Origin of the sequence: Dermabacter jinjuensis (genome assembly GCF_902381725.1) — a bacterium.
GTDB classification, from domain to species: Bacteria; Actinomycetota; Actinomycetes; order Actinomycetales; family Dermabacteraceae; genus Dermabacter; species Dermabacter hominis.
This window is the reverse complement of sequence record NZ_LR698963.1, coordinates 1,684,184-1,705,323: the sequence shown is the minus strand read 5'-3', so window position 1 is coordinate 1,705,323 and position 21,140 is coordinate 1,684,184. Positions and strand designations below refer to the sequence as shown.

At 61.5% G+C, this 21,140-nt stretch carries 18 protein-coding genes; 6 read left to right on the top strand and 12 right to left on the bottom strand.

Going from position 1 to position 21,140, the window contains the following annotated elements:
- The first annotated feature begins 32 nt into the window (after positions 1-32).
- From metG to FXY94_RS07510, 3 genes are read left to right on the top strand one after another with little or no spacing between them, the layout of a single operon-like run.
- Complete coding sequence (gene metG, locus FXY94_RS07520; RefSeq protein ID WP_016664427.1) at positions 33-1,829, top strand: methionine--tRNA ligase; 1,797 nt, start codon at positions 33-35, stop codon at positions 1,827-1,829.
- 15 nt (positions 1,830-1,844) lie between these two features.
- On the top strand, positions 1,845-2,618 hold the full coding sequence (locus FXY94_RS07515) for an ABC transporter permease (RefSeq protein ID WP_016664426.1): 774 nt from the start codon (positions 1,845-1,847) through the stop codon (positions 2,616-2,618).
- 10 nt (positions 2,619-2,628) lie between these two features.
- Entirely contained in the window at positions 2,629-3,351 is a 723-nt protein-coding gene (locus FXY94_RS07510; protein ID WP_016664425.1) for a sirohydrochlorin chelatase, read from the top strand.
- Here the strand turns inward: FXY94_RS07510 and FXY94_RS07505 are convergent.
- The 3 genes from FXY94_RS07505 to nirB are packed head-to-tail and all read right to left on the bottom strand — an operon-like array spanning position 3,332 to position 7,975.
- Positions 3,332-4,177 (bottom strand): uroporphyrinogen-III synthase, encoded by an 846-nt coding sequence (locus tag FXY94_RS07505; RefSeq protein ID WP_016664424.1) that lies wholly within the window; start codon positions 4,175-4,177, stop codon positions 3,332-3,334. The genes FXY94_RS07510 and FXY94_RS07505 overlap by 20 nt on opposite strands.
- Before the next feature lie 11 nt (positions 4,178-4,188).
- A complete protein-coding gene (gene cobA, locus FXY94_RS07500; RefSeq protein ID WP_051120647.1) occupies positions 4,189-5,262 on the bottom strand; it encodes a uroporphyrinogen-III C-methyltransferase in 1,074 nt (357 codons plus the stop codon).
- Positions 5,263-5,266: 4 nt separating this feature from the next.
- Complete coding sequence (gene nirB, locus FXY94_RS07495; RefSeq protein ID WP_016664422.1) at positions 5,267-7,975, bottom strand: nitrite reductase large subunit NirB; 2,709 nt, start codon at positions 7,973-7,975, stop codon at positions 5,267-5,269.
- A 227-nt stretch (positions 7,976-8,202) separates the two neighbouring features.
- Between nirB and nirD the strand changes: the two genes are divergently transcribed.
- Complete coding sequence (gene nirD / locus FXY94_RS07490; protein WP_016664421.1) at positions 8,203-8,556, top strand: nitrite reductase small subunit NirD; 354 nt, start codon at positions 8,203-8,205, stop codon at positions 8,554-8,556.
- 12 nt (positions 8,557-8,568) lie between these two features.
- Here nirD and FXY94_RS07485 read toward each other — a convergent pair whose 3' ends face one another.
- The 5 genes from FXY94_RS07485 to FXY94_RS07465 form a co-directional block, all read right to left on the bottom strand.
- On the bottom strand, positions 8,569-9,180 hold the full coding sequence (locus tag FXY94_RS07485) for a DNA-3-methyladenine glycosylase I (protein ID WP_016664420.1): 612 nt from the start codon (positions 9,178-9,180) through the stop codon (positions 8,569-8,571).
- A gap of 98 nt (positions 9,181-9,278) precedes the next feature.
- Positions 9,279-10,133: a siderophore-interacting protein gene (locus FXY94_RS07480; RefSeq protein WP_034374807.1), complete on the bottom strand. Its 855-nt coding sequence runs from the start codon at positions 10,131-10,133 to the stop codon at positions 9,279-9,281.
- 114 nt (positions 10,134-10,247) lie between these two features.
- Positions 10,248-10,619, bottom strand: a complete 372-nt coding sequence (locus FXY94_RS07475) for a thioredoxin family protein (protein ID WP_016664418.1) — start codon at positions 10,617-10,619, stop codon at positions 10,248-10,250.
- 38 nt (positions 10,620-10,657) lie between these two features.
- On the bottom strand, positions 10,658-12,004 hold the full coding sequence (gene hisS / locus FXY94_RS07470) for a histidine--tRNA ligase (protein ID WP_016664417.1): 1,347 nt from the start codon (positions 12,002-12,004) through the stop codon (positions 10,658-10,660).
- A 49-nt stretch (positions 12,005-12,053) separates the two neighbouring features.
- Positions 12,054-12,785, bottom strand: coding sequence for an MBL fold metallo-hydrolase (locus FXY94_RS07465; protein WP_040386528.1), 732 nt, complete (start codon positions 12,783-12,785; stop codon positions 12,054-12,056).
- A gap of 171 nt (positions 12,786-12,956) precedes the next feature.
- On the opposite strand from FXY94_RS07465, the gene FXY94_RS07460 reads away from it, so the two are divergent.
- Together FXY94_RS07460 and FXY94_RS07455 are read left to right on the top strand one after the other, a co-directional pair.
- Positions 12,957-14,540 carry a DUF349 domain-containing protein gene (locus FXY94_RS07460; RefSeq protein ID WP_016664415.1) on the top strand — a complete coding sequence of 528 codons (1,584 nt, stop codon included), beginning with the start codon at positions 12,957-12,959 and terminating at the stop codon, positions 14,538-14,540.
- Positions 14,541-14,626: 86 nt separating this feature from the next.
- The gene (locus tag FXY94_RS07455) at positions 14,627-15,364 is read left to right on the top strand and encodes a hypothetical protein (protein WP_016664414.1); all 738 of its coding nucleotides are present in this window, start codon (positions 14,627-14,629) and stop codon (positions 15,362-15,364) included.
- Here the strand turns inward: FXY94_RS07455 and FXY94_RS07450 are convergent.
- The 4 genes from FXY94_RS07450 to secD form a co-directional block, all read right to left on the bottom strand.
- A complete protein-coding gene (locus FXY94_RS07450; RefSeq protein ID WP_016664413.1) occupies positions 15,331-17,601 on the bottom strand; it encodes a RelA/SpoT family protein in 2,271 nt (756 codons plus the stop codon). The two genes, FXY94_RS07455 and FXY94_RS07450, sit on opposite strands and share 34 nt — an antisense overlap.
- 81 nt (positions 17,602-17,682) lie before the next feature.
- Positions 17,683-18,231 carry an adenine phosphoribosyltransferase gene (locus FXY94_RS07445; protein ID WP_016664412.1) on the bottom strand — a complete coding sequence of 183 codons (549 nt, stop codon included), beginning with the start codon at positions 18,229-18,231 and terminating at the stop codon, positions 17,683-17,685.
- Positions 18,228-19,217: a protein translocase subunit SecF gene (gene secF, locus FXY94_RS07440; protein ID WP_016664411.1), complete on the bottom strand. Its 990-nt coding sequence runs from the start codon at positions 19,215-19,217 to the stop codon at positions 18,228-18,230. Before secF ends, FXY94_RS07445 begins: the two co-directional genes overlap by 4 nt.
- Complete coding sequence (gene secD / locus FXY94_RS07435) at positions 19,217-21,088, bottom strand: protein translocase subunit SecD (RefSeq protein ID WP_016664410.1); 1,872 nt, start codon at positions 21,086-21,088, stop codon at positions 19,217-19,219. The genes secF and secD overlap by 1 nt, the downstream gene beginning before the upstream one ends.
- Positions 21,089-21,140 lie beyond the last annotated feature (52 nt).

The window sequence follows — 21,140 nt, the reverse complement described above, 5'->3', positions numbered from 1 at the left end:
TCCCTCATAAAAAGTCGTAGAATTGGAGCCCTATGAGTACTGTGCTTTCTGCTGTTGCCTGGCCCTATGCAAATGGACCCCGCCACATCGGCCACGTTGCCGGATTCGGTGTCCCTTCCGATGTGTTCTCGCGCTACATGCGAATGGCCGGGCACGACGTGCTCATGGTCTCGGGAACCGACGAACACGGCACGCCAATTCTCGTGGCCGCTGATCAGGAGGGCATCACGGCGCGGGAACTCGCGGACCGCAACAACCGCGTGATCGTCGAGGACCTCGTCAATTTGGGTCTTTCCTACGACCTTTTTACTCGCACGACCTCGGGCAACCACTACGCGATCGTGCAGGAAATGTTCACGACTGTGCGGGACAACGGCTACATGATTGAGCAGGTCACCCGCGGCGCAATTTCCCCCTCGACCGGCCGCACTCTCCCCGACCGCTACATCGAGGGCACGTGCCCTCTGTGTAAAACGCCGGGTGCTCGCGGCGATCAGTGCGATGCGTGCGGCAACCAGCTCGACCCGACCGATCTCATCGACCCGGTCTCCCGTATCAATGGCGAAACCCCGAAGTTCATCGAAACAACGCACTATTTCCTAGACCTTCCCGCACTCGCCGACGCACTCGGAGCGTGGCTTGACGAGCGCGAGGCGACGGGGCTGTGGCGCCCGAACGTCATCCGCTTTAGCCAGAACATCCTCAAGGACATCAAGCCGCGCGCGATGACCCGCGATATCGACTGGGGCATTCCAGTTCCGGGGTGGGAGGATCAGCCCACGAAGCGCCTGTACGTGTGGTTCGATGCGGTGATTGGCTATCTTTCGGCGTCAATTGAGTGGGCACGCCGCTCGGGTGACCCCGAGGCCTGGCGCAAGTGGTGGAACGATCCGGAGGCTCTTTCCTACTACTTCATGGGCAAGGACAACATCGTCTTCCACTCACAGATCTGGCCGGCCGAGTTGATCGCCCACAACGGGGGCGGCAGCAAGGGCGGTGAGCCCGGCAGGCTTGGCACGCTTAATCTTCCGACGGAGGTTGTGAGCTCGGAGTTCCTCACGATGGAGGGGAAGAAATTCTCGAGTTCCAAGGGCGTCGTTATTTATGTGCGCGATGTTCTCGAACGCTACCAGGCCGATGCACTGCGCTACTTCATTTCCGCGGCGGGCCCTGAGAACCAGGATGCCGACTTCACGTGGAGCGAGTTCGTGTCACGCACGAATAACGAGCTCGTTGCCGGATGGGGCAATCTTGTGAACCGAACGGCCGCGATGATCGCGAAAAACGTCGGTGAGATTCCCGCCGCCGGTGAATTCACGGATGCCGATAACGCCCTTCTCGCGAAGGTCACCGAGGGCTTTGACACCGTCGGAAACCTCATTCGTACCCACCGCCAGCGTGCCGCGATTAGCGAGATTATGCACCTCGTGGGTGAGGCAAACGCTTATGTCTCGGCGACCGAGCCGTTCAAGCTCAAAGCGGAGGAGGAACGGCCCCGCCTGCTCACGATCCTTCACGTGCTCGCGCAGGTCGTCACCGACCTCAACACCATGCTTGCGCCGTTCTTGCCGTTCTCTGCGAACGAGGTGGAGAAGGTGCTGGGCGGCACTCTTGAGGTTGCGCCGATGCCGCGCATCGAAGAGGTCGACGATCTCGACGCCGACGGCTCATACCCGATTATTACGGGCGACTACACGAACGTTCCTGCGTGGGGCCATCGCCCGGTCACGGTCGGGGCGCCTGTCGCGAAACCGAAGCCGATCTTCCGCAAGCTCGATCCGAGCATCATCGAAGAGGAACTCGAGCGCCTCGGTGTCGATAAACAGTAGGTTCGGGAGCTGGGCGTGAGCACATCTGTTCTTCTCGCGACTGCTTTCGCTCTCGCTCTGTGCCTCACTTTGACGCTCGCGCTCCGGCGTGCGTGGAGCATTCCCAAGTGGGCGGATCCTGCCGTGGCCCTCGTGCGGGCACTTTTGCAGCTTGCGATCCTCGCAAGCGTCCTTAGCCTCGCGATCACGAACGTTGCGTACGTCTTTCTCGCGCTGCTCGTCATGCTCGGCTTTGGCATCTGGACCTCGTCGAGGCGACTTGGCGGTGATGCACGCACCGTTGTGCTCGTCGCGATCTCGATGAGCACGGCTGTAGCGGTGTCTGTTCTTACCGTCTTCCTCACGGGGGCACTGTCCTTCACGGGACAAAACCTCCTTGCCTTCGGCGGCATTATTACGGGTAATGCCATGAGCGTCGTGACCCTCTCAGGCCGTAGGCTCAGCCAGGACGTCGCGCAGCATTGGGGTGAGATCGAGGGGTGGCTCGGTCTCGGTGCAACGAATCGCCGGGCGGTGCGCGATATCGCGTCCAAGGCCATGAGCGAAGCCCTCATCCCGAATGTGGATCAAACCCGTGTCACGGGAATTGTGACCATGCCAGGGGCGTTCGTGGGGGCCGTGTTCGCGGGTGCTTCCCCGCTTGAAGCTGGCCGGTTCCAGCTGCTCGTGCTCGCGGGCATCATGGCAACCGGCACGATCGCGGCAGCACTCATAATGTGGGGATCCGATCCCGTTGCCGCCGGCCGGCCGGGGCGCGCCGATAATATCAAGGAAGCGCACGTCGGGTAGGGTTTTTGGCATGACGTTATCGACCGCCCCCGCATTGATAGGTATCGCCCACGGAAGCCGCAACCCCGATGCCGCAGCCGTGACCGAGTCCCTCGTTTTCGCTGCGGGAGCCCGCCTCGGCGTCGAGGCTCACGCTGCCTATCTAGAGGATTTTGCCTCGCCTTCAATTACCGAGGTTGCGAAAATGCTCGCTGAACACGGGTATTCCTCCGCTGTCGCGGTGCCGCTTCTATTCACCGAGGCCTATCACGCGACTGAGGACGCACCGAGCGAGCTGCGCGAGGCGAAAGCCGCCCACGGGATCGAACTCGTGCAGGCCGAGGTGCTCGGCACGGGCGCAGAGATGGTGGACGTCCTCGCAACTCGGCTCGACCAGGGCGAGGGTGAGAATCCACGCGGCGAGATCATCCTCCTCGCGGTTGGCTCGTCGCGCCCGGGTGCAAACGAAGCGGTTCAAGCGCTCGGCGATGACCTCGCCGCATCCACGAGACGGAGCGTCCACGTACGTTTTGCCACGTGCGAGCCGCGCCTCAACGATCGCCTCGAAAACGCCAAAGGCCCAGGAACTGTGCTGCCACTATTTGCCGCCCCCGGCTTGCTGCTCGATAGGGCGCGCGAGCGCGCCCGGGACGCGGGCTGGGTGGTCCTCGATCATCTCGGCGACGCCCTCGCTCCGATCGTGGCTGCGCGCTACGAAAGCGCGCTTTCTCGACTCAGCGCTCGCGAGACCTGAGCTTCTCTCCCATGAGCTTGACCATTGCGCCGAGCCTTTCGCGCTCGGGGTAAAGCGGGCGCAGCCCCTCGTCCTCAAGCGGCTCGGCGGTCACGTGTCCGACGGCAACCGGGCACACATCGCTGTCGAGAGCTTCGAGAAGCTGTGTGCGAGCCCCCATCTCCTCCGCGACTTGGAAGAGCGCGACTACGGCTGGCGCCGCGGTGAACGTCACCGCATCGACCTCTCGTGCGATGATCGCGTTCACGAGAGTGTGGACCGGTGCGAGGTCCTCGGCGAGTTCCCACCGATACGGTGCCACAACGTAGAGTTCACGGTCGCCGAGCGGCGCGAGAGCCTTGTCTGGGACGTATCCGTGGCGCTGAAGCCCCACTGGCCCATCGGCGATACCGAGTTCGAGCGCGAGCTCGACCATCGACGTGCTCGTTTCCTTCTCGCTGCTCGGAGCGTCGGGAAGCCCCCACTTGCGAACGGTGCCACGGCCTTTAGATCCGCGGCAAATGATCTGTGTCGTGGAGAGGTAGTCGAGGACCTGCTGCTTGAGAGGATCCTCAAGGATGTCGAGCCATGAATTGATGCCCTGCCCGGTCGTCACGAAGAACGTCGGCGGGGCTGCCTCAAGAAGAGCATGGGTTTCTTCGATCAGTGCCGTGTCGTCTTCGACTGGAACGATGCGCATCGTGGGAGCGTGGAATGCTTCGGCTCCGGCGCGCTCGAGAGCAGCGATTTGGTCGTCGGCACGTCGTGTAGCGGTCACGGCCACGCGCAGACCGGCAAGAGGACGCTCAGTTGGTTCGGCTGCGGCGGTCGGGTTAGGGATGCTCATGGGAACTCCTCTTATTCGGTAGCGGCGAGCGGGGTTGTTTCGGCGAGTTCTGCCGAGGTTTCCCGGACGTTGACGACGTCACCGATCACGATTATCGCCGGGTTCGTCACGTTGCGCGAACGGGCATCCTCGATCGCAGCGCCGAGCGTTGTAAACGTATGGCGCTCGTGGGCGGTGTAACCCTGCTCTAAGAGCGCGACGCCAGTGGACTCCGGCAGACCAGCCGCTCGCAAGCCCGCAACGGTTGAGGGGAAGGTTGCCACTCCCATGAGAATCACGATCGTCCCGCCAAGCGCGACGAGGGCCGAAAGCTCGGCATTGTTAAACGGCTGGTGGCCCGAGATGATCGTGACCGCGCGCGTTACATTGCGATAGGTTGCCGAGACGCCCGCATGGGCGGGAACGCTGAGCGCACTCGTGATTCCAGGGACGATGTCGACGCGGATGCCGTGAGCGGCGAGAAACCGCCATTCTTCTCCCCCGCGCCCAAAAATGAACACATCGCCACCCTTGAGCCGCACCACCCTCGCCCCTTCGCGCGCAAAGGCGAGCATTGTGTCGTTTATGCGCTCTTGCGACATTTTGTGGCGTCCCGGGGCCTTACCAACGTCGAGAACGAGTGCGCCAGGCGCGAGATCCATGACATTGAGCGCCACGCCCAGACGATCGAGAAGAATGACGTCGGCGCGCAGGGTCGCCTTGAGCGCGGCTACGGTCAGGAGGTCCGGCTCCCCCGGCCCTCCACCCACGAGGGTGACAGCGCCGGGCGTGTGGGCGCGATTGTCCGACGGTTCCTGGTCTTCGGAAAGCGTCACTTTCTCGGCGTGAGGCGGGCAAGCGTCGGAACGAATCTGCCCACGTGGCTCGCTCGCCCACTGAAGCACGAGCGCCTCGTGCCCGAGTTCCCGCGCCTGTTGATCGAAACTGCACGCGCGCTCGTGCTGGGCCGCATCACCGAGGTAAACAATGGCGCCTTCGCGGGCAAGCGCCTGCGCAGCACGCCAACCGGCGGGACCGCGGTGATCCGTCAGATCAACGACGCGGCCCCGCCACTGGTGTGCAACAGAGAGGTCAGAAGCCTTCACGAAGCTACTGGCGTTCGAGGACCTGCTCGGCGGGAACCTCTTGGCCGTGCGCATCGCGGAAGGAGATCACTGGACCGGAGATGAGCACCTGTTCGCGCTCCTCGAGCGTGGCCGGGCGGTTCTGATCGCGCATCGGCACGCGCGCGAATAGCGGATCTGGCGTGTCGGGGGCGTTGATGAAGGACCGGAAGCGCGAAAGCTTCTGGGGATCCTTCACGGCCTCGACCCATTCGTCCTTGTGGTTGTCCACGAACTTCTGCATCTCGTGCTCCCACTGCTCGCCCATGCCGAGTGAATCCTCAAGCACGGCTTCCTTAACGTGGTCGATGCCCCGAGCCTCAACCCATGAGGCAGTGCGCTGAAGCTTGTCGGCATCCGAGATGTAGTACATGAGGAAACGGTCGACGTACTTTACGAGCTCTTCGTCACTCAAATCGTGCGCAAACTCGTCGGCGTGGCGCGGCGTGAAGCCACCGTTGCCGCCAACGTAAAGGTTCCAACCCTTATCTGTCGCGATCACGCCGATGTCCTTGCCGCGCGCCTCCGCACATTCGCGCGCGCAGCCCGACACACCGAGCTTGAACTTGTGCGGCGAACGCAGGCCCTTGTAGCGGTTCTCGAGGAGCACGGCCATGCCAACCGAGTCCTGCTGGCCGAAGCGGCACCAATCCGTACCCACGCAGCTCTTGACCGCGCGAAGGCTCTTGCCATAGGCCTGGCCCGATTCAAACCCGGCCTCCACGAGGCGCGTCCAGATATTCGGAAGCTGCTCAAGGCGGGCACCGAACAGACCGATGCGCTGCGCGCCTGTGATCTTCGTGTACAGGTTGAAGTCTCGTGCAACCTCAGCGAGGACAACGAGAGCTTCGGGGTTCACCTCACCGCCAGGCATGCGCGGGATCACCGAGTAGGTGCCGTCCTTCTGCATGTTCGCGATGAAGCGGTCGTTCGTGTCCTGAAGCTCCTGGAGCCCTTTGCCGAGGATGTAATCATCGCGGAGCGACGCGAGGATCGACGCGACGACGGGCTTACACACGTCACAGCCATTGCCCTTGCCGTAGCGGCCAATGACTTCGGGGAAGCTCTTGAGGTCGTGTTCCTTAACGATCTGGAAGAGCTCGGCGCGAGGCATCGAGAAGTGCTCGCAGAGGCCGCGCGACATGGCAATGCCGGACTTCGCGAGCTCGTTTCCAAGGATCTTGGTCAAAAGCGGCACACACGAGCCACATTGAGTTCCGGCCGTCGTTGCGGCCTTGATCGACGGAATGTCGTGGCACGCTTCGGCGAAGTCACCCTCACCGTTAATCGCTGCCTTGATGGTGCCCGCGGAAATGTTGTTGCACGAGCAGACGATGACGTCGTCGGGCATGTCGCCGGAATCGGGAACTTCGCCGCCGCCGGCTGCAAGATACGCCGCCGGATCTCCCGGAAGTTCACGACCGATGTAGGCGCGAAGCGTCGAGTAGTTAGAAGCGTCGCCCACGAGGATGCCGCCGCGGAGGACGGCCGCGTCAGGACTCATGACGAGGCGCTGATAAATGCCGCGGGTGGGATCGGCGTAGACCACGTCGAGCGAGTCTTTCTCGGCGCCCTTCGCATCGCCGAAGCTCGCGACATCGATGCCAGAAAGCTTGAGCTTGGTCGAGCCGTCAATTTCGCCGAAGAGCTTCTCGCCACCAAGGAGCTGATCGGCGACGACCTCGGCCATCGTATTGGCGGGGGCAACGAGACCGATCGTGCGGCCTTCCATCGCGGCGCATTCACCAATCGCCCACACGTGTTCGACCGAGGTGCGGCAATCCTGACCGACCATGATGCCGCCGCGCGGGCCCATCTCGAAGCCGTTGACCTTACCGAGTTCGTCGCGAGGGCGGATGCCAACAGCGAGGCACACGAGATCGGCGTCAAGCTCGGTCCCATCGGAAAGTTTGACGCCACGAACGTTTGAGGCAGCAGCGTTAATGGCCTCTTCGTCCGCGGTATTGCCCTTGCGGTACTCAATGCGCGGTAGAACTTGCTCGAGACTCACACCCGTATGGAGCACAATGCCGCGCTGCTCGATAAGGCGGTTGAGGAGGTTGCCACCGCCTTCGTCAAGCTGAGCCGGCATGAGCCATCCGGCGAGCTCAACGAGGTGAACTTCGTAGCCCTCGCTCGCGAGGCCACCGGCGGCTTCGAGGCCGAGGAGACCGCCGCCGAGAACAATGGCCTTACCCGTGCGCTTTTCATCGTCCTTGAGCGCCTCAACCGTCGCGCTCATGCCGTCGACGTCGTCAACGGTGCGGTATACGAACACGCCCTTCGTGTCCCAGCCATTGATGGGAGGCGTAAAAGCGTTAGATCCGGTCGCCAGTACTAGCTCGTCGTAACCGTACACAGTGCCGGAGGAGGTGCGCACGAGCTTCGATTCGGTATCGATCGAGTTCACGCGATCGCCGAGGCGCAGGTCAATGTGCGGGTCTTCCCACAGCGAGCGATCGCCAAGTGTCAGGTCGTAGCTCTTATCCCAACGCTTCGCGAGATTGACGCGATCGTAAGGCTCAACCTTCTCTTCCGAGATGACTGTGATCTTGTAGGCGCCTGCTTTATCGCGCGCCTGCATCGTTTCCGCGAAGCGTTGGGCGGCAGGTCCGCCACCAACGACAACGACGTGCTTGACGAGAGTTTCCTCGCCAGCGGTTTCAGAGTTGGGGGCAACGTCGGCAGTGCTCACGGCAGCTCCTACATCAAGGCTAGGGGTGTAGACGTGGTCTCACCCTACACAAAATCTGCCGTCGTTTTCGAGTACAGTGGAGTTGCAAGAACGAGGGATTTTTGCGTCACCCCACAGGAGTCCCGCATGGGACTTTGGTCCGCGAAGTCGCAGGCCAGATACCGTACTGGCCGCATTCCCCCGTCATCGACATTGCCCGCCACTTGAGCCGACAAGCGAGGACACCCATGAGCAACTGGCAGAGCATCTGCAAGGAGAACGACATCAACCAGGATCTGCCTGAAGCGGCACTTTTCGGCACCGAGCAGGTTGCCGTAGTGAAGGCCTGGGACGGCAAGATTTACGTCGTCTCAAACGTGGATCCGCGTACCCAGCAGGGCGTCATGTCACGCGGGATCGTGGGCGATCGCGAGGTAGACGGCATTCATCGCGCTACCCTCGCAAGCCCAATTTACAAGGAGGTGTACGACCTCGAAACCGGCAAGTGCTACGCGAGCGATGACTACACCCTTCCCGTTTACGCCTCGCGCGTGACCGACGGTGTCATCGAGGTCGATCTCGATTCAAAAACTCCTGCCTGAGCTCAGTCTTCTTTATCGCGCCACGGCGCAAGTGCGGTGACCGTCGGAATCAAAAACACCTGAGCTTCCTCGGCGAGGCGATGTGACGAGATGCGTGTCCACGATTCCTATCGCCTCCATCAGTGCAAAACAGGTTGTCGGTCCCACGAAAGAGAACCCTCGTGCTTTGAGATCCTTTGACATCTGCGTCGAAGTCTCATCGCGCGAGGGTATTTCTTCTTGCGTCCGAGGAGCGTAGGTCCTTTCGGGAACGTACCTCCACAGGAGCGTGGCGAGGTCAGTACCTTCTTCGCGCAAGGCCTGTGCGGCGCGAGCATTGCCAATGGTCGCCTCAATTTTCCGACGGTTACGGATGATCCGCCGGTCCCCCATGAGGCGCTCGACGTCGCTCTCCCCCATCGCTGCGACCCGGTCCACCTCGAAGGAGTGAAAAACCTCGCGGAAAGCCTCGCGTCGTGCAAGTATCGTTGACCACGAGAGCCCGCATTGGAAGACCTCGAGACTCACACGCTCAAAAACGCCGGTCTCATCAGTCACAGGGACACCCCATTCCGTGAGGTAGTAGTGCTCCATAAGCTCGCTTGTGCGTGCCCAGCTTGGCAGCGTGGTGAGAGTGCTGTTCATGTTTCGAGACTAGCGACTGTTCTTCGCAGCATGTTCTCGGCAGTGCAAGTACTTGGAAAACACCAAGGTGTGGAGCACGAGCCGTAGCAAGACCGCCCTCAGTCGGGGTCGATGCGACCGATCGCTTCGCGCTTTTCTGCCTGGAATCGATCTTCCACTCGGCCGAGCGCCCAATACGCCGAGATCGAAATGTCTTCGCGCGCAATGCCTCTTTCGCGCACGAGACGGGCACGCAACTGCTTCGTGAGGCCGCGTTCGGCGTGACAAAAGACATGGACGCCACGCTTGTCGATGATGTCGTGTGGAATATCGAGCGTTTCGACAGCCACGAGCAGCCCCTCGCGCGCTCCAACAACCCATTGGAGCGAAAAGCCCTCCGGGTGAGAAAGAGGGAGGATATCGGCTTCGTCTTCGATGTGAATGACGGCGTGGCCCCGCGCGCTCGACGGCATTGCTTCTAGTGCGGCGGCGATCGCCGGAACTGTTGCGTGGTCTCCAATGAGCACGTGGAGATCAGCGTCCAGTTGCGGAGAGTAGCTCCCACCTGCACCCAACAGCGCGATTCGGTCACCTTCTTGCGCACGTGCAGCCCAGTCGGATGCAAGGCCGTGCTGACCCGGAGCGTTGTGCACGACAACGTCAATCCAAAGCCTCTCGTTCGCATCATCCCAGCGGCGGACCGTATACGTGCGGCGTGCGGGCAAGAGTTCGGGGGCTTCGTCTCGGAGCCGCTCCATATCGAAAGGTGCTGCAAGACCGCTTCCGGGCTGCGGCAAAAGGAGCTTGACGTAAGCATCCGTACACGAATTGCGATTGAGCTTTACGTAGTCAGAGCCGCCAAGGCAGAGCCTCACGAGATTCTTACTCAACTGCGTCTTGTCCTGAACGGTGAGCACCGCCTGCTGGCGCTTAGGTTTGCTACGGGGAGGGAGCGCGGAGCTTTCCGATGTCATGCGCAGCACTATACCGACAGCTCCCCATTTTCAAAACCGTACACTTTCAAAAAATAAGGGGGAAGGGGCTCGTCTCTTCTGGCGAGCCCCTTCCCTCTTACAAAGAGCGAGTGCTTACTTGCCCTGCTTTGCCTGCTGCTCTTCGTAGGCCTTGCGGACCTCATCCATGTTGAGGCCGCGCACCTGCGCGATGAGCGAGTCAAGATCAGCCTGACGAAGGGCGCCGGGCTGGCCGAACACGGGGATGCCATCGCGGTACGCCACGATGGTGGGGATCGACGTTGCGCCGTACTGCATTTGCAGTTCGGTTTGGTCCTCCGTGTCAACCTTCGCAAAGGTCACGTCGGGGTTCTCCTCCGAGGCCTTCTCGAAAATCGGGGCGAAGCGCTGGCACGGGCCGCACCATTCTGCCCAGAAGTCGATGAAGACGATCCCGTCCTTGACGAGTTCGTCGTGGTTTTCCTTGGTCATCTCTACGGTAGCCATATCGTTTCTAACTCCCTTAAAAGCGTTCTTATTTCAGGTTATTTGGTCGAGGTGGTCGCCACCACACGCGCGGTCATGTCGTCTTTTGGCGGCTGCCACGTGTGCGCGTCGGCTGGGGTCTGTTCGCCGCTACGAATGTCTTTAACTTCTCCCCTGCCATCCTCGGAGGGGAAGAACACGAAGGGAATCCCGCGGCGATCCGCGTACTTGATCTGCTTGCCGAACTTCGCAGCACTCGGTGCGACTTCGGCAGAAATACCTCGCGAACGAAGCACACGGGCGACGTCGACGCTCGCCTCACGGTGCTCCTCGTCCGCTACCGCGACGAGTGCAACGGTCGGCACCGCTCTCGTGGAGGTCGCGAGCGACCGCGTCACGAGCCGCGAGACAAGACGAGAAAGACCAATCGAAAGACCGACGCCCGGGTAGGAGTGGCGGTTGTCGGTTGCGAGCGTGTCGTACCGACCGCCCGAGCAGATCGAACCAAGATCCTCGTGGCCTTCTACGAAGGTTTCGAACACCGTTCCCGTGTAGTAGTCGAGACCTCGCGCGATCGAGAGATCGGCGATGCAAGCGCCCGGCACCGAGGCGTTGACGGTGCGGATCACGAAGCTCAGCTCCTCGAGTGCATGCGTAATCGCCTCGCTTGAGACGCCAAGGGCGTTGACTTTCTCGGCGAGGTCCTCATGGGTCGCCTTGATCCGCGCGAAAGCAAGGCAGCCGTCAGCCTGTTCTTCGCTCGCTCCCGCGTGCTCGATGAGGAGTGTGCGCACCTCCGCTTCGCCAACCTTGGCGAGTTTGTCGAGCTGCCTGAGGACACCTTCGATATCGGTGAGCCCCAGTGCCTCGAAGACGCCCTGCGAAAGCTTGCGATTGTTCACCGAGATCGTGAAGCCAGGAATCGGGAGTTTCCCGAGCACCTCGGCCATCACGATCGCGACATCGGCATCCATGTGAGGAGGCAGCGTATCTTGCCCAATGATGTCGATATCCGCTTGATAAAACTCGCGGAAACGGCCGTCCTGGGGGCGTTCGCCGCGCCACACCTTTTGAATCTGGTAGCGGCGGAAGGGGAACGCGAGATCGTTTTGATGCTCGAGAACGTACCGCGCAAGCGGGACGGTGAGGTCGAAGTGAAGGCCGAGCTTCTGGCCCTCCTTATCGCGATCCTCATCGTCGGCTTGAAGACGTGAGATCAGGTAGACCTCTTTACTGGTCTCCCCTTTGCGCAACAGTTGATCGAGCGGCTCAACCGCACGGGTCTCGATATTGGAGAAGCCGTGCAGCTCCGCGACATCCCGGAACGTGTCCATCACGTGCTGCTCGATGCGTCGCTCGGCAGGGAGCCATTCGGGAAATCCGGAAAGCGGCGTCACTTTCGCCATGGGGCAATTCTCCTTGACAGATTGTGGTGTCTTCTACGCTGATCCAGCCTCAGAAGGCGGTGCGCAGGTATCCATTATCCGCCAGTTCGTCCCGGAAAATGCTCAGGGGACCGTGGCCCGGCACAATCACTGCCTCAGCATGCTCAAGAGCGAACCCTCGAAGCTTCGTAAGCGAAGCCTTCATCTCTTCGGGGTTGCCGCCCGGAAGATCGGTGCGTCCGATCGTTCCCTTGAACAGCACGTCTCCAGTGAAGGCCAAGGCGGGCGCGGTGAGGGCACGCAGCGTCACCCCAACGAGCGGATTGATGTGTACGGGACCGTCGAAGAAATAGAGTGTCGAGCCTTCCGTGTGTCCGGGGTGCGCGTGTGCGACGAGACGCAGGTTCCCCGCATCGAGGGCATCGCCATCCCCAAGGGGGCGCACGTCCGCGGGCTTAGACCAGCCGCGCGCGTCCCAGCGGGGTCGGATCTGGTTGGTAAATGCCGACGGCAGCTGGCCCATAGGGTCCTCCAGCCTGTATTCGTCGCGAGCGCCCACGTACACCGGTACGTCGAACTGCGAGGCTAGGAGGGCGGCGTCGGCAACGTGGTCGAGGTGGCCGTGAGACACGAGGATCGCTCGCAGGTTGAGGCCCTGCTCCTCGAGCACGTTCGTCACTTCAGCGTGGACCTCGAGCCCGGGGTCCACGACGAGAGCGTCGGTTCCGTCATTCAGGATCGAGCACGTGGCACTCAAATAGGGGGACAGCACGAAATCGAGGGTAGCGCGCAGATCAGTCATGCCTACTATCGTGCCGCGTTTCCCATGCCGCGGCATCGAATTCCGTTCGCAGTGTTATCCGCGATACAGTTTTAGGTAATGCCGTGGCTAATGCGCCGCCGTTGGTGCGAGGCAATATGCCCCGTCCCCTGTCCGAGGCACCCCGGTGCCCTCGAATCCTAGGAGAAGCTCGTGAACGAGAACGACCAGAACACCCCCGAGAACCCCGCCGTGCCCGAGGCCCCTGCGACACCTGAGGCCCCTCAATCCCCTCAGGCCACGCAGACTCCTGAATCAGCAGAGGCAAGCGCGCAGGCCACCGAAGCAGAAGCGCCGCAAGCGACTGAGGCGTCGGAAGAAACAGCCGAGACGCCGTCACCGAAGCCGAGTGTTCCAAAGCCGGGAGCACCGAAGCCCAGCGCACCTAAGCCAGGCTCCCCCGCACAGCTCAAAGGTAAGACTCCGCGCACCCCGCTCGTTCCTATCGTTCCCACCGCAACAAGCTACGACGACGCCAAGGTTGCCGAAGCCCTCACGTTCGGCGACGTGACCGACGAAGGAACCGTCACGGTGAAAGACGGCACCCAGATCCGCGAAATCGGCACCGTTGAAAAAGGCACCGAGCGCGAGAAGGCTCTCACCCCCTTCGCCCACGCCTACCTCGATCTGAGCGCCTTCCTCGACGTGGTCGAGCAGAAGCTCCAGGTTCCCGGGCTCACCCAGGCAGACCTCAACCGCATCCTCGAGCAGATGCGTAAGAACATGAAGGAGCCGAAGGTCGTCGGCGACATCCCCGCGCTGCGCGAACGCGCCCACGAACTTCGAGAGAAGGCGAAGGAGCTCATCGGCGAACTTGAGAAGGCACGCCTCGCTGCCCGCGAGGAGTCGACCAAGAAGCGCACCGCGTTCGTCGAAGGAATCGAGGAGCTCGTCGCCACCGACTCCCACCGCATCTCCTGGAAAAAGGCCGCCGAGACGATGCGCTCGATGGTGCCAAATTGGAAAGAGATGCAAAAGAACGAGGTGTCGCTCGAACGGGAAGTCGAGGACAAGCTGTGGAAGCGCCTCTCAGCCGCCCGAAGCGAATTTGACCGCAAGCGCCGGGCGCACTTCAGTGAGCTCGATGAACAGCACGCGAAGGCGGAAAAGATCAAGGCACGCCTCATCGAACAGGCGGAGGCTATCCGGGACTCTGAAGACTTCGGCCCTACGGCCCGAGAGTTCCGCTCGCTCATGGATCAGTGGCGTGCTGCTCCCCGCGGTAACCGCAAGAAGGACGACGCCCAGTGGGCAAAGTTCAAAGCCGCGCAGGATTCCTTCTTTGATCGCCGCAACGCCGACCTCAAGAAAATCGAGGCGGAACAGTCCGAAAACCTTAAAGTGAAGGAAGCCCTCCTCGCCGAGGCTGAGGCTCTTTTGCCCATCACCGATTTGGACAAGGCAAAGGAGCAGTTCCGCTCGATCGAGGACCGCTACGACGCCGCTGGCCGTGTCCCCCGCAACGCGATGCGTCGCGTCGAGGACCGTATCCGCGCCGTTCGCGCCGCGTTCCAGAAGGCTGAGGACGACGAGTGGCGCCGGACCGACCCGCGCACCAAGGCGCGCGTCGAGGGCGCCTCCTCGCAGCTGCACGCAGCCATCGCGAGCTACGAAGAGGATCTCGAGAAGGCCAAAGCCACGGGTGATGCAAAGAAGATCGAGAAGGCGCAGGCCGCTCTTGACGCTCGACGCGAATGGCTCGAAGTGATCGAGCGTAGCGCTCAAGATCTTGGTTAGGCGTTGAACTTGCTCAACAGCTAAAGTTCTCCACAATGAAAGGCGGGGGCCCTGCGGGCTCCCGCCTTTCATGTGATTCTGGTGCCATGACTCGCCCCGCACAAGCCATCGCGACAACATGCCTCGCGCCTCACCTTCGCGAAGCAGGCCGCGCGCCGTTCGCCTTCGACGTGGGGCACGCACTCCTCCTCGAGCCCGGCGCATCGCTTCCGTTTCTCGCGCGAGACCTACCGCTCGCCTCACTCGGCTCGGGATTCGCCCTGGCCCTCACTCCCACGGTAGGCGTACGCGAGCGGGCAGCCGCCGTCGGCGTTGCCCTCGAACGGATGTCCCCTACCGCGACCGCGCCGGGGGCAGTCATCGCAGATCACACCGCGGCTTGGGTATGGTGTGGCGGCGACTACTCCCCTTCACGCCTCATCGTCGCCTCAGAACGGCACAGCCAACGCTATGACGACCTCGAGCTTCGCAAAATCACCCTCGCCACCGGAGACATCGCCTATCCCGCGGGAATCCCCACGCTCGCGCCCCACCGCGCTTTCGCTGAACTCGCACGCAAAGGCGCAGACGAAACCGCCCGCATCTATGCCGAAAGGCTCGTCGCTCAGGGATGGGTGACAAGCAGCGACCTCACGCGCATCGCCTATCGCGCGTGTCGCTCAGGCCGGGGCAACGGTTACTCGGGACCACGGACGGGGCGAGCCCGCTACAAAAAGCTCGCAGCACTCGCTAAAGAGATCGAAAAGACGCTCGAAGGTCGCGCTGCCAAAACGCACCATCAGACCGCAGATCACATCGGCTTGCCATCGCTCGTCACGCGGTAAGCATCGAATACGCCCGACACCTTCCGCACCTGCGTGAGCACGTTACGAAGATGAGAGGGATCCGCAAGCTCAAAGGAGAAGAAGACGACACCGATACGATCCGGAAGCGAGTGCGCTGAGGCCGAAAGGATATTGACCTCAAGCTCGGAGATCACGTCAGCGAGATCAGTAAGAAGCCGTGATCGATCAAGTGCCTCGACCTTGATATGAACCATGTAGGCCTGGTTCGTCGCGCCAGACCACCTCACCGGCACGAAGCGATCGGCTTGCTTCTCACGCATCTGCTCCGCATTCGCGCACGCTGCATGGTGCACGCTCACGCCATTGCCACGCGTCACAAAACCCACGATGTCATCACCGGGCACGGGGGCACAGCACTTTGCGAGCTTCACCCACAAATCACGCTGACCATCCACAACGACGCCCTGATCGGCATGTGAGGCGCGGCGCGGCTTCGCGAGCACCCGCGATGGCACGACAGATTCGGCCATGTCGTCCTGAACGCCCTCGGCGCCGCCCACCTCAGAAATGAGGCGACCCACGATATTCTCGGCGCTCACATGGTGCTCACCGATCGCCGTATACAGCGCGTCGACCGAGTCGTAATTGAGGTCCGCCGCGACGTTTGTGAGCATCTCGTGCGTGAGCATGCGGCGCAACGGCAGATTCTGCCGGCGGAGCTGAAGCGCAAGCTCGTCACGGCCTCGCTCGAGCGCCTCTTCGCGTCGCTCTTTCGAGAACCACTGTCGAATCTTCGTGCGTGCACGAGTCGACGCCACGAAATTCAGCCAATCCTGGCTGGGACCTGCACCCTCTGCCTTCGACGTGAAGACCTCGACGACGTCGCCCGTGTTCAGCTCCGATTTAAGCGACACGATCTTGCCATTCACGCGCGCGCTCATCGTGCGGTGGCCGACCTCCGTGTGGACCGCGTACGCGAAATCGACGGGAGTCGCCCCCTGCGGGAGTGAGACAACATCGCCCTTGGGCGTAAACACGTACACTTCATTCGAGGCCATCTCGTAGCGCAGCGACTCGAGAAATTCATCGGAATCCGTCGTGTCCTTCTGCCAGTCAAGAAGCTGGCGAAGCCACGACATATCCCCGCCGACGGCAGAGCTCTGCGGGGAATCCTCGATCTTTTCGCCGCGGGCCGTAGCGGCTTTGTACTTCCAGTGCGCGGCAACGCCGTACTCTGCGCGGCGGTGCATATCCCACGTGCGAATCTGTATTTCAACGGGCTTGCCGCCAGGTCCGATGACCGTCGTATGAAGCGACTGGTAAAGGTTGAATTTCGGAAGAGCGATGTAATCCTTGAAACGCCCCGGCATAGGGCTCCAACGCGCGTGCAAAATACCGAGAACCGCGTAGCAGTCGCGTACCGTGTCCACGAGCACGCGGATCCCCACAAGGTCATAGATATCGCTGAACGAGCGCCCGCGCACGATCATCTTTTGATAGACCGAGTAGTAATGCTTCGGCCTACCCGTCACCGTGCCTTCGATGTGCGCGGATTTAATGTCTTCCTCGATAGTGCCGATCACGCCCGCAAGGTACTCTTCGCGCGCCGGAGCGTGCTCGGCAACGAGCGCCACCACTTCGTCATAGAGCTTCGGATAGAGCACCTGGAAGCTCAGATTCTCAAGCTCCCACTTAATCGCGTTAAGTCCAAGGCGGTGCGCGAGCGGTGCATAGATCTCGAGTGTCTCTTTTGCCTTGCGCTCGGCGCTCGAACTCGACACAAACTTCCATGTGCGAGCGTTGTGAAGACGATCCGCGAGCTTGATGAGCAGAACACGAATGTCGCGGCTCATCGCAATGATCATTTTTCGCACGGTCTCGGCCTGCGCGGCTTCGCCGTACCGCACTTTGTCGAGCTTCGTGACGCCATCAACCATGACGGCGATTGTCTCGCCGAAATCAGTCGTGAGCTCTTCAAGCGTGTATTCGGTGTCCTCAACGGTGTCGTGAAGAAGGGCCGCCGCGAGCACATCGGGCGGGGAACCCATGCCCGCGAGGATCGTCGCGACCGCAATCGGGTGCGTAATGTACGGCTCGCCGCTCTTGCGAAACTGGGGGCGATGCCAGTACTCGGCGACGTTATACGCGCGATAGACGAGGGAAAGGTCGGCTTCCGGATGAAGTTCACGGATTGCGTCGATGAGCGGCAGGAGAAGGGGATCATCTTTCGTTCCCCAAACTTTGCGCGGGCGGGAGTCCTCACGATCCGCATCCATGCCGCTCACCGCCTTCCTCGTGTCGGAATTATCCCAGTTTAAACCCAAAAACGCCCGTGGCCATGTCCAGGGCACTCAAAGTCAGTTCTGGATGCTCCACACGGTGTGCAGCGGGATGTCACCGAGCTTTTCACGGCCACCGAGTCCGAGAAGCTCGATGAGGAAGCTGGCAGCCACGACCTCGGCACCGAGCGATTCAACGAGCTGGATAGTCGCCGCGGCCGTGCCGCCGGTTGCCAGAAGATCGTCGAGAACGAGAACGCGCGCCCCCTTCGGGACGGCGTTTTCCGCGATTTCGATCGTTGCTGAACCGTATTCGAGGTCGTAGGTGAGAGAGTTCGGCTTCCCCGGAAGCTTGCCTGCCTTTCGCACAGGCACAAAACCGCGGTCCATCTCGTACGCGAGCGGGGCACCAAAAACGAAACCACGTGCCTCCGTTCCCACAACCAGATCAACCTCGGCGGGAACGGTGCTCGCCCAGTACTTGATGACGGTTTTCATCGCTTTGGGGTCACGCAGAAGCGGGGTGATATCGCGAAAGAGGACGCCGGGCTGCGGAAAATCCTGGTAGAGCCCGATGTGTGTGCGTTCGATTTCGGCAATTTCGGGGGGTACTGGCGTAGTGGTCATGCCGTGACAACGTCCTTTTCATGTGTGCGCTCAACGCGCAGTGTGTGGTCCTTGATAGATTTTTCGCCCTTACGCAGGTCCACGAGGAAGCTCGGCGCAAGGAAGATGGATGAGTAGGTGCCGGCGATGATGCCCACGAACAAGGCGAGCGAAATATCCTTCAGCGTTCCGGCTCCAAGAATAAATGCGCCGATAATCAGGATCGAGCCGACGGGCAAGAGCGCAACAACCGACGTATTGATTGAACGCACGAGCGTTTGGTTCGTCGCTCGGTTGACGAGGGTCGCGAAGCTCGCGTCAGTGCGCTCGAGGAAGCCCTCAGTGTTCTCTCGCACCTTGTCGAAGACGACGACCGTGTCATAGAGCGAGTAGCCAAGGACCGTAAGAAAACCGATCACCGTGGCGGGGGTGACCTCGAATCCGATCGCGCCATACGCCACGATTGTGAAGAGAAGGTCGTGGGTGAGCGCGGCCATCGCGGCAACCGATGACTTGAAGTTTCGGAAATAGAGCGCCATCACAATGGTCACGAGCAGCATGAAGATGACGATGCCCTGAATAGCCTTCGCGGTGACGTCCCCGCCCCAGTTGGGCCCGACGAATGAGCTCGAAACATCCTCCGCAGGCACGTTGTAGGCCTTCGCGAGGTCTGCGCTGAGCGCCTTCGTCGCATCGGTGGAGAGCTCTTCCGTTTGAACGCGCAGAATATTGCCACCCACCTGCGAGATGCGCGGCTCGTTCGAGGGCACGTGTTCGCGCACAACATCACGGGCGAGAGCTTGGTCCGGGTTCTTCACGTGCGAGATCTGGAACTCGCTGCCACCCGTGAATTCGATACCCCAGTTCACGCCCCGCACCCCCGTGATCGCTGCGAGGATCACCAGGATGAGCGCAGAGCCCAAGTACCACCATTTGCGGCGAGGAACGATGGGGATTGAGCGTTGACCGGAGTGGAGTTCGTTGCCGAACGTGGAAAAGCGCGACATCAGCGGTCCTCCTTCGGGGTTGTGTCCTCGGGCGAGGAGGCTTCGGTGGTCGCTGAGTGCGAGCCGGTAGGAGTGGCGTTGTGGTCGGCACCATGCGAGTCCTCCGCGGCTTCGCGTGCGAGGCGCGCCTTGCGCTCGGCAAGGGTTTCAGTTCCGACGCCAGCCGCGCCCCTATCGCCGCCCTTGGCTTTACGCCCCTTTCCGCGTTCTTCGGAGCTGCGGAAGCGCGCGCGGCCCGCATACGCTGGAACGTCGCGCCCGAGCAGTGCGGGGTCGAGGCCCGAGGCTGGGTGCCCTTTCCCGAAGAAGTTCGTGCGCCCAAGGCTCTGCAGGAGCGGGTGCGTAAACAAGAACACCACGAGAAGGTCGAGAACCGTTGTAAGACCGAGCGTGAAGGCGAAGCCGCGTACGCTGCCCGCGCTCACGAGATACAGCACGACAGCAGCGATGACGTTGACGGCGTCGGACGCGAGGATCGTACGCTTCGCCCGGTCCCAGCCGTGGTCGATCGCTGCGACGATGCCGCGCCCATCGCGGATTTCGTCGCGAACACGTTCGAAGTACACAATGAACGAATCCGCAGTGAAGGCAATCGACACGATAAGGCCGGCAACTCCTGCAAGAGAAAGGCGATAGCCGATCTCAGGCATGTTCGACATGAGCGTGATGATGAGGTAAGCGAGCACGCCCATGATGGCAAGCGATGCGGTTGTCACGATTGAGAGCACTCGGTATTGGAATGCGGCATAGATGACGACGAGAGCAAGGCCGATAAGACCCGCGATGAGGCCCGAGGTGAGCTGATCGGAGCCGAGCGTCGCGGAAATCTGTTGTTCTGACTGCACCGTGAACTCGAGCGGGAGCGCGCCAAACTTGAGCTGGCTCGCAAGTTCCTTCGCCTGATCGGCCGTGAAGTTGCCCGTAATCGTGGATTGGGTTGTCGTCACGGCCTGGACCTGCGGTGCAGAGATCACGAGGGAATCGAGCACGATTGCGAACTGCTTAGTCGCTCCCTGATCGCCGTAGAGCGCCGAACTCATTTCGCCGAAGGCCTTACCGGCCGCATCGTTAAAGGTCAGATTGACTGCATAGAAACCCGTATCCTGACCGGTTTTGTTCTTGTCCGCACCGGCGCTCGCGTCCTTGATCGCTTCGCCGCTGACGACAACTGGACCGAGGATCAGCTTCGAGGTTCCACCGGCTCCGCAGGCGACGACCGCCTCGTCGTCGCGGCCTGTAACCGAATGGTTGTTGAGCGTGTCGGGGTCGGTGCAGTCGAGCTTGGCGAACTCTTTTTGGTCGACCGTTGAGAGCCATTCTTGACTCCAGGCCTTCGCCCCTTTATAGGTGTTCACGCCTTTGCTTGCAGAAGATGAGGATCCCTCTCCCCCGCCATCCGAGGCAGGTGCAACGTCCTGCGCAACGGGACCGAGCGACGCAGCATCCTCGCTCGTCCCGTCGCTTGCCCCGCCTGCATCGGAAACACCGGCGTTGGGCGCCACCTGCAGAAGCACGGGACGGAAGCTCATGGTGGCGGTGCGCCGCAGTGCATCGCTCGTAGCCTCATCGAGTTTCCCGGGAACGTTCACGACAATATTCGTGCCGCCTTGGACGGAGATCTCCGTCTCCGCCACGCCCATCGCGTTCACGCGCTGGGAAATGATCTGGCGTGCCTGCTCCATCTGCTCAGGAGTGATCGCCTCACCGCCGTGAGACTTGGCTTGCAGGATGACCTGAGTGCCTCCTTCGAGATCGAGCGCGAGCTTCGGGGCGGCCTTCCACCCGTTGTTCGCCACGCCGAAGCCAAGGATGCCCCCGAGGACGAGAATCAGGACGGTGAGCGTCGTAAGCGCTATGCGTCGTGCTGGCATGAACGGTCCTTTAAGTCATACGAAGGCGACGCACGTGGGTACCGCGCGTCGC

Coding starts and splice junctions, on each gene's coding strand:
- metG (WP_016664427.1), top strand. CDS start 33: ATGAGTACTGTGCTTTCTGCTGTTGCCTGGCCCTATGCAAATGGACCC.
- FXY94_RS07510 (WP_016664425.1), top strand. CDS start 2,629: ATGACGTTATCGACCGCCCCCGCATTGATAGGTATCGCCCACGGAAGC.
- FXY94_RS07505 (WP_016664424.1), bottom strand. CDS start 4,177: ATGAGCATCCCTAACCCGACCGCCGCAGCCGAACCAACTGAGCGTCCT.
- nirD (WP_016664421.1), top strand. CDS start 8,203: ATGAGCAACTGGCAGAGCATCTGCAAGGAGAACGACATCAACCAGGAT.
- FXY94_RS07485 (WP_016664420.1), bottom strand. CDS start 9,180: ATGAACAGCACTCTCACCACGCTGCCAAGCTGGGCACGCACAAGCGAG.
- FXY94_RS07480 (WP_034374807.1), bottom strand. CDS start 10,133: ATGACATCGGAAAGCTCCGCGCTCCCTCCCCGTAGCAAACCTAAGCGC.
- FXY94_RS07475 (WP_016664418.1), bottom strand. CDS start 10,619: ATGGCTACCGTAGAGATGACCAAGGAAAACCACGACGAACTCGTCAAG.
- hisS (WP_016664417.1), bottom strand. CDS start 12,004: ATGGCGAAAGTGACGCCGCTTTCCGGATTTCCCGAATGGCTCCCTGCC.
- FXY94_RS07465 (WP_040386528.1), bottom strand. CDS start 12,785: ATGACTGATCTGCGCGCTACCCTCGATTTCGTGCTGTCCCCCTATTTG.
- FXY94_RS07455 (WP_016664414.1), top strand. CDS start 14,627: ATGACTCGCCCCGCACAAGCCATCGCGACAACATGCCTCGCGCCTCAC.
- FXY94_RS07450 (WP_016664413.1), bottom strand. CDS start 17,601: ATGGATGCGGATCGTGAGGACTCCCGCCCGCGCAAAGTTTGGGGAACG.
- FXY94_RS07445 (WP_016664412.1), bottom strand. CDS start 18,231: ATGACCACTACGCCAGTACCCCCCGAAATTGCCGAAATCGAACGCACA.
- secF (WP_016664411.1), bottom strand. CDS start 19,217: ATGTCGCGCTTTTCCACGTTCGGCAACGAACTCCACTCCGGTCAACGC.
- secD (WP_016664410.1), bottom strand. CDS start 21,088: ATGCCAGCACGACGCATAGCGCTTACGACGCTCACCGTCCTGATTCTC.